Genomic DNA, 6,994 nt, shown 5'->3' with positions numbered 1-6,994 from the left:
TTATGAGTTATTGCCCGAAACCTCTGAGACTTTTATCTACCTTTCCATGATCCGTATTATGGTGAGGCGACTTGCTTAAATTTTGACTCCCTAAAACTTTTCAAACACCCTCTAATACAACAAGAGGTGTTTTTACTTTGATGTTGCTATGAATACTCGATATACTCTTGAAAATGTGTGACATTTTAAGCATAATAAATTAGTGGAATGGCAAGTTGAGTTTCATGATGATTTCGAGTCTGAGTTTGACGCTCTACCTCAAGAAGTAAAAAATGAGTTGCTTGCTACGGCTGAGATATTAGAAAACTTTGGCCCACTTGCAAAACGTCCTCATGTTGATACACTCAAAGGGTCAAAGTACAGCAACATGAAAGAGTTACGATTCTCAGCTAGTGATGGTGTTTGGCGTGTGGCGTTTGCTTTTGACCCATTGAGACAAGCCATTTTATTGGTCGCAGGTGACAAATCTGGTGTTAGCCAAAAACTTTTCTATAAACACTTAATTCAAAAGGCTGATGCACGGTACAAGAGTCATCTTCAAAAACTAAAATAATTAGGGTAAGAAGAATGGGGAAAAGCCTAAGAGAAAAAATAAAAGAACAACCAATAGAAAGCCAAATTCAAATTGAAAGCCGCGCTCAGGAATTAATAGCTCAGGAATTAACTAGACAAAAACTCTTACTAGAGAAACAGCAACTTAAATTGAGAGCGAGAAAAAGAAAAGGTTTGAAACAAAGAGAGGTAGTTATATTTGGAAAGATTAATCATAGAACATTAATTTAGTAAAACACTACAAAAGCCTGCCAAACTCCAACGACTTTGCAGGCTTTAAACTTATTAAAAATGTTTAGCCTCATTCCCACTTTTGAATCTCGACACTCCCAAAATCCTGCAAGCTTATCTGAACAAGCTGTGAAAGATTATCGCCCTAATAGCGACAGGATGAACCTTGAAATGAATTTAGGAGAAACGTTTCTCCTAACCCAAATTCAGCACAACCAAATGACATTGGTCAGAGCAGTATCCTCAAGCATCATTACCGTTGCGTTCTGGTAATTGCTGACAAGGTGGGTGTAGCTCAAATAGATTGTCTGTTTCATAGTGCTATAAAATAACACCAAGCTCATATAAAAGTTTAGTCAAGCTGCAACACACGTTAGGTTTAAGCGATGGGACGAAACGCCAAAATCCGGAAGCAACGCAAAGACTCAGCCGTAAAAGAGGTATCCTCTCTTCCACAGAAACCTTTACCAAAACGACAGAGTGAAAACACATCCTTCTGGGGAAAAATTGCCGCTTCGTTAAACCCATTTAAAAAAGTAGATAAATATCAAGCTTGCATGGACGCACACGACTTTTTTGAAGAAAATCAGGTTTTAGTGGGTGCGACTGCCTGGGAAGGTTATCAGCAACAGGGTAAAGGACTTGTGTTAGTTCAAGGCTCAGACTCTTCAGCGACCAAAATTGAGTACATCCCACGTAAATTCCTCAAAAAATCCATGCGTCAACATGATGTTGCTCCACAAGATACACAAGCAATGGACAACATGATATCGGTATATGAGCCAACAAACAGTGTAGTGATGGCCTACATCAACACCGTAGGTGAAATGTCTATATCCATGTCACCCCAAAACGATCCTACCCCTGAAGATTGTTACCGCATGAGCCAGCAGACAACATAATTTACACTTGACTTTGTGCCTTGACAGTTAAGACCCTTCTTTCATTGAGGTCACTGTGCCAAACAAAAAAGTTTTTTGTACAAGTAGGAATCTGTTTAGCCAATGCCGAGCAAGGAAGTTTCCCAGCATGGGCAGCCCCTTGGGGCTGCCAAGATCAACCACAGAGTACAGTACATATTCTGCCCTAACAAACACATTAAATATAGACTTCAGTCAATGCTTGCTTCATATTTATGGGAGCTTTTATTATGGAATTGGCATCACCGTGGTCGGGTAGCGGGATTATAGCGATATAGTCCTGCTACCCGACTACGGTGATGCCAAATACACCAAAGACTCAAAAATGCTTGAAACCCAGATATATCAAGAAACTAAGCAAATCGATGTCAAAGTCTTTGTGTATATATATTTGAGGTGTTTTCTAGCTAGTTTTTTTGTCTAAGTCCCATTAATTCATCAATTGGAAGCACAAGTAACTTTCATCTAATGTAGCTATCTCGGCTTCACCTCAAATTCGATCCTTCCCAACCCAACTAACTTGTTTTTGAATACCGTACCCATCTTGAATTGTGTGGTCTGGGTAGGAACCTACCCGTGATTGAATCACAATCCAGGAAAGTTCTTCCGCATCTGAGGTATTACGAAAACAGTGTTCTCCTTCAGGATCTACGCGCACTACTGTTCCTTCAGATATAGGAAACACGCGCTCATCCACTTGAAACTCTCCTTGTCCTCGTACAAAAATGTAGATTTCTTCGTTCAACCGATGCTTGTGATAAAACGGTATTGACTGTCCAGGCGGTAGCATATTGACGGAAATCTCTGCACTGGTAAGGTCAAGCAGTTGCTTCAAAAATACTTTGCCCTTCACTTGAAAGGGAATTTCTGGAGCCTCAAAATTAAACTGATGCAATTGAGATAATGTTCCTAAATCCACAACAGCAAAGTTTTGTCCTGTTTTAGCAAGTAGTGTAGATTGAGTCATTTTTACCGCACTTTTACTTGAATTTTAAGTTGTAACTTGCAAGTTGCAATCTAAAATAGCAAATATCACTTGTAAAATGCAAGTAACTCTCCAATTTGGTTTAGCCAATGACACAATCTCGACGCTCACCCTGTCCAATTGCCTGCACACTTGATTTAATCGGTGATCGTTGGACACTTTTAGTTATTCGTGACATGATGTTTTTTGGAAAACAGCGTTTTGAGGAGTTTTTAGAGTCTCCTGAAGGAATTTCTACCAATATTTTGGCAAATCGCCTCAAATATCTCGAAGAGATGGGTTTGGTTGAAAAACAGCCATACTCTAACCATTCCCGTCGAATGAACTACCAATTGACAGAACAAGGAACAAGCCTTCGTCCTGTCCTAAAAGTGATCATTGCTTGGGGGCTAAAGCATATTCCTGAAACAAGAATTCCCAATGATAATGAGTAGGAAGAGTATTTGAACTACTCAAATTACTCCATTCATAGCTAAGGTGAGCCACTAATCAACAGCGGCACAACAATCCGCTTGCACACCGACCGTATCGAGATAGTTGATTGAGTCTGAGAGGTTATTAGCGGCTGGTGAAGCGGGTCGTTATGCCGCAAGTTCCCAACGGGACAGTAACCACTAGGCTATCTGTTAGTGTTCAGCCTCAAGTATCCTTGGAAATTGTTAGAGAAGCCAATTTTCCAGTTCAAGCACATTACCCAACATCCAAGGGTTTACTTTGAAATGCCAGAAATTACCTACAAAACTGATTTAGATAATGTTGACTGGGCAGAAATGAAAACAACATTACGCCAAGATGCCTTTGACAATGGGCGCAGTCCAGAACAGCTTAAAATATCGTTTGAAAATAGTTACGCTGCCTGTGTTGCCTACACCAATAATCGAATTGTTGGCACTGCCCGCGTTTTGTCTGATGGTGTTTGCAATGCTTATCTTGTTGATGTCTGGACACTCAGCGCATATCGTCGTCAGGGTGTTGCAACAACAATGATACAAAAGCTACTGAGTCGATTAAAGGGGCAACACGTCTACTTATTTACAGATGATGTTCCCGGATTTTACGCGAAACTTGGTTTTGTAGAGCAACCTATCGGCATGGGACAAGTCATCGAAACATGGTTGATAAATGAGTCATAGGATTAGTGTGAGAGTTGGAAACAGATGGGGGGTAACTGATTTAAGCGATCGCATTTGTATTAGTAGGTTGTGCGGCATAACAATTCGGGTGCAGCAGAGTCATATCTCAATTTTCAAACAGCTAAAATTATTAATTCCATGTTGTTAGTCATACGTGGAATACAGGAATGAAAGTCCTTCTATAAGAGCCACTACCGCCAGAAAAATACCCCCATATTCTGGGGGCGATTGATGTGGTTGATGTGTCTAAAAGGACACAATAGAATAATAAGAGTTCGCTATAAGGATTTCTGTATATATGCCCATCTTAGAATGAACTGTCGGTGGATGTCTTCGGTGATCACTGACTCTTCAAAATCGCTTCACGACAACTTTTCAATAACTGTGCTTTTACACCGTCTATGAACTTGCGCCAGCTTCAGCGAAAGCTGCGCCCACGTCTGGTTTGACTTCCTTCGCCTTCTTTTCAAAAAGCTGAATCCCAGCGTCAATCACTTCAAACCCGTTTTCTGTTCGTTGACCAAGCTTGCCCGATACAGCCCCAGCCCAGTTTGCGAATTCCGAGGCGCTAGTTCCAGCCAAACGAGAAGTTTTTTGCATTAACTTGAGCAGTAAAGACTATGCCGTTCTGATCAGTCAACTCGATTGCAACTTTCTTATTCTCTGCTGGTGTGGCTGTTGGTAGTGAGCCACTAAATTTTATTGTTACGTCGCTTTTGACTTCCATACCTTACCCCTGGCTCATCATCAATTTCATTTTCTTTGCTCTTGATATTATCAGGCTTGATGGAATGGCATCGCACTCTCAGGTACGGGGTCAAATGAGCATCCGTGCAGAAACTTACGCTAAGGCTGTAACCTTTACTGGATAAGCATTCTGTCAATCTATATTTTTGGCAATTCTCAATGTACCAATTAACCTATAGGTTATTTGATACAGCTTTTTTGTACGGCTCATCTTGGATTTGAGGCTTTTAAATTTCAGACAGATCAATTGGTACAGGTGATCGGGATATTGAAAACGGCTCATCAATTCCTTAGCGTAACTTTCTGCACGGTTGCTTATTTCACCCCTAGACATACTTCTCGGCATATACTTCTAATTGACAAAATCTGTCTTTTAGCAGTATGTTTAACTAGTTAATAAAATGTTATTAACAGCTTAATAAGTACTTAATAACCTCATGATAGGGTATTCACCAATACTTTGAAAAGCATAAAGGAACTTTATGGTTCGCATTGTCACAGATTTAGTCGGTGATTTTAGAAATAACACACAGTACCTAACTGGAGATGTTAATGGAGATGGTGCTGCTGATTTAATTGAAGTTTGGCAAAATGGAGCAGTATACTCCTCCACAAGTTTCCTTAACAATGGTCAAGGTTTATTTAGTACTGGAGTAGTCACAGATTTGGTCGGTGATTTTAGAGATAACACACAGTACCTAACTGGAGATGTTAATGGAGATGGTGCTGCTGATTTAATTGAAGTTTGGCAAAATGGAGCAGTATACTCCTCCACAAGTTTCCTTAACAATGGTCAAGGTTTATTTAGTACTGGAGTAGTCACAGATTTGGTCGGTGATTTTAGAGATAACACACAGTACCTAACTGGAGATGTTAATGGAGATGGTGCTGCTGATTTAATTGAAGTTTGGCAAAATGGAGCAGTATACTCCTCCACAAGTTTCCTTAACAATGGTCAAGGTTTATTTAGTACTGGAGTAGTCACAGATTTGTCGGTGATTTTAGAGATAACACACAGTACGTAATTGGAGATGTTAATCGAGATGGTGCTGCTGATTTAATTGAAGTTTGACAAAATGGAGCAGTATACTCCTCCACAAGTTTCCTTAACAATGGTCAAGGTTTATTCGTTTAATAAAAGAAAGAGTAGTCACAGGTTTGTCAGTATTTTAGCTATCAATTCATAGTCAAATTTTTGAATTTCCTAACCTCAATGAGGGGTAAAGACAAGATACGCGCAAAATTTATCACGATGTAAAGTTGTGTAAAGTAGCCATGTATTGATGTCTTTCAAACATTCAAACATTGCCTAGTTTGGCTTATTTTAGGCAATGTTAGGAGTGCAACTGAGCGGAAGAATAAGGTTTGAGCCTTCCTTGACAAGACCCTTCAGCTTCTGTTTTCGGCAATATTTTCTAAGTTGGGACAGATAAGCTCGAAGTGTTCACTAGGCTGAAAGCCAAACTAGGCAGACTTTTCTCTCATATAGACAAAGGCGATCGCGATAAATTTGTTACAAAAACTTTACATAGTGATAAATTTTGCGCGTATTTTGTCTTTACCCCGAATCCAGCTATTTGCAGTTTGCGGTTGGGTTTATTGCGTACTGTAGCGACCGTTTTTAGTAATTCGCCTGTTCCCTCAAAGGCTTTGAAATGGGTTTCTAGGGGAACGAGAACATGGGTCGCAGCTACAAGGGAGATGTAACTTAGTAGCCCTAAGCTGGGAGGGCAATCTATTAATATAAAATCGTAATCTGACTCAATTGGTTCGATGGCTTCTTTCAGGCGAAAATCGCGCATGGAAGCACTAACCAATTGCATTTCTGCCGTACTGAGAGAGATGTTGGCAGGGGCTAAATCCATACCATGAATCCCCTCATGTATCGGCAGAGGTTGTTCATCCACAATGGCATTGTTGACGGTTTGCTCTATGTCTCTTGGAACCAAGCCCATAAAACTGGTTAAGCTGGCTTGGGGGTCTATGTCGATGAGCAGGACACGATGATCCAGTTGTGCTAGGTGGTAGCCCAGGTTTTGGGTAAGGGTGGTTTTGGCAACACCTCCCGCCTGATTAAAAACTGCGATGATTCGGCTTATAAGTGAGTTTGTTTACCTGCACCATTACAACTAAAGATAACGGTAAGAAGCCAATAAACAATGTTTATTTTTGTTTTTCTTGCAGGCTGCATCACTTATTTATATGAATTTTTTAAATTTCGCTGTCTTCGAGCTTCTCTCTTGTAACCGTTCACAGGATAAGAAACGCTACAGTCAAAAATGGGTTACTGAGATGGTAGATTAAGAGGCATGGATGAAAACTGCCTCGCCTACGGAATTGAAATTTCCGACTCAGATTGGGAAAAGACTCCAGCCAGCATCAAACAACTGGTGGAGAAAATGGGGCAGCATATAAAGCAATCAGAA

General features: G+C 40.3%; 9 protein-coding genes and 1 pseudogene. 6 read left to right on the top strand and 4 right to left on the bottom strand.

Annotated elements, in window-relative coordinates:
• Positions 1 to 202 precede the first annotated feature (202 nt).
• From H6G97_RS41875 to H6G97_RS41865, 3 genes are all read left to right on the top strand, one after another.
• Positions 203 to 553, top strand: coding sequence for a type II toxin-antitoxin system RelE/ParE family toxin (locus H6G97_RS41875; protein ID WP_190946465.1), 351 nt, complete (start codon positions 203 to 205; stop codon positions 551 to 553).
• A 14-nt stretch (positions 554 to 567) separates the two neighbouring features.
• Entirely contained in the window at positions 568 to 783 is a 216-nt protein-coding gene (locus H6G97_RS41870; RefSeq protein WP_190946464.1) for a hypothetical protein, read from the top strand.
• Between the two features lie 386 nt (positions 784 to 1,169).
• On the top strand, positions 1,170 to 1,685 hold the full coding sequence (locus tag H6G97_RS41865) for a hypothetical protein (protein WP_190737514.1): 516 nt from the start codon (positions 1,170 to 1,172) through the stop codon (positions 1,683 to 1,685).
• A gap of 508 nt (positions 1,686 to 2,193) precedes the next feature.
• Here the strand turns inward: H6G97_RS41865 and H6G97_RS41860 are convergent.
• Positions 2,194 to 2,670, bottom strand: a complete 477-nt coding sequence (locus H6G97_RS41860) for a cupin domain-containing protein (protein WP_190946463.1) — start codon at positions 2,668 to 2,670, stop codon at positions 2,194 to 2,196.
• A 107-nt stretch (positions 2,671 to 2,777) separates the two neighbouring features.
• On the opposite strand from H6G97_RS41860, the gene H6G97_RS41855 reads away from it, so the two are divergent.
• Together H6G97_RS41855 and H6G97_RS41850 are read left to right on the top strand one after the other, a co-directional pair.
• Positions 2,778 to 3,122, top strand: coding sequence for a winged helix-turn-helix transcriptional regulator (locus tag H6G97_RS41855; protein WP_190946462.1), 345 nt, complete (start codon positions 2,778 to 2,780; stop codon positions 3,120 to 3,122).
• 195 nt (positions 3,123 to 3,317) lie between these two features.
• Positions 3,318 to 3,821 (top strand): GNAT family N-acetyltransferase, encoded by a 504-nt coding sequence (locus H6G97_RS41850; RefSeq protein ID WP_338421958.1) that lies wholly within the window; start codon positions 3,318 to 3,320, stop codon positions 3,819 to 3,821.
• Positions 3,822 to 4,220: 399 nt separating this feature from the next.
• Here H6G97_RS41850 and H6G97_RS53945 read toward each other — a convergent pair whose 3' ends face one another.
• A complete protein-coding gene (locus tag H6G97_RS53945) occupies positions 4,221 to 4,421 on the bottom strand; it encodes a hypothetical protein (protein WP_242055952.1) in 201 nt (66 codons plus the stop codon).
• Entirely contained in the window at positions 4,390 to 4,548 is a 159-nt protein-coding gene (locus H6G97_RS53940; RefSeq protein WP_242055951.1) for a hypothetical protein, read from the bottom strand. Before H6G97_RS53940 ends, H6G97_RS53945 begins: the two co-directional genes overlap by 32 nt.
• A 502-nt stretch (positions 4,549 to 5,050) precedes the next feature.
• Here H6G97_RS53940 and H6G97_RS41840 point away from each other — a divergent pair.
• The gene (locus H6G97_RS41840) at positions 5,051 to 5,593 is read left to right on the top strand and encodes a hypothetical protein (RefSeq protein WP_190946461.1); all 543 of its coding nucleotides are present in this window, start codon (positions 5,051 to 5,053) and stop codon (positions 5,591 to 5,593) included.
• A 498-nt stretch (positions 5,594 to 6,091) separates the two neighbouring features.
• Here the strand turns inward: H6G97_RS41840 and H6G97_RS41835 are convergent.
• Positions 6,092 to 6,667 (bottom strand): annotated as a pseudogene (locus H6G97_RS41835) (ParA family protein); the annotation flags it as partial.
• Between the last annotated feature and the right edge of the window lie 327 nt (positions 6,668 to 6,994).

It is taken from the genome of Nostoc flagelliforme FACHB-838, from assembly GCF_014698065.1.
In the GTDB taxonomy this organism is placed as follows: domain Bacteria; phylum Cyanobacteriota; class Cyanobacteriia; order Cyanobacteriales; family Nostocaceae; genus Nostoc; species Nostoc flagelliforme_B.
Note: the sequence above shows the minus strand (reverse complement) of the source record. Positions and strands in the feature narration are given on the sequence as shown.

Coding starts and splice junctions, on each gene's coding strand:
- H6G97_RS41860 (WP_190946463.1), bottom strand. CDS start 2,670: ATGACTCAATCTACACTACTTGCTAAAACAGGACAAAACTTTGCTGTT.
- H6G97_RS41855 (WP_190946462.1), top strand. CDS start 2,778: ATGACACAATCTCGACGCTCACCCTGTCCAATTGCCTGCACACTTGAT.
- H6G97_RS41870 (WP_190946464.1), top strand. CDS start 568: ATGGGGAAAAGCCTAAGAGAAAAAATAAAAGAACAACCAATAGAAAGC.
- H6G97_RS41865 (WP_190737514.1), top strand. CDS start 1,170: ATGGGACGAAACGCCAAAATCCGGAAGCAACGCAAAGACTCAGCCGTA.
- H6G97_RS41840 (WP_190946461.1), top strand. CDS start 5,051: ATGGTTCGCATTGTCACAGATTTAGTCGGTGATTTTAGAAATAACACA.
- H6G97_RS53945 (WP_242055952.1), bottom strand. CDS start 4,421: ATGCAAAAAACTTCTCGTTTGGCTGGAACTAGCGCCTCGGAATTCGCA.
- H6G97_RS53940 (WP_242055951.1), bottom strand. CDS start 4,548: ATGGAAGTCAAAAGCGACGTAACAATAAAATTTAGTGGCTCACTACCA.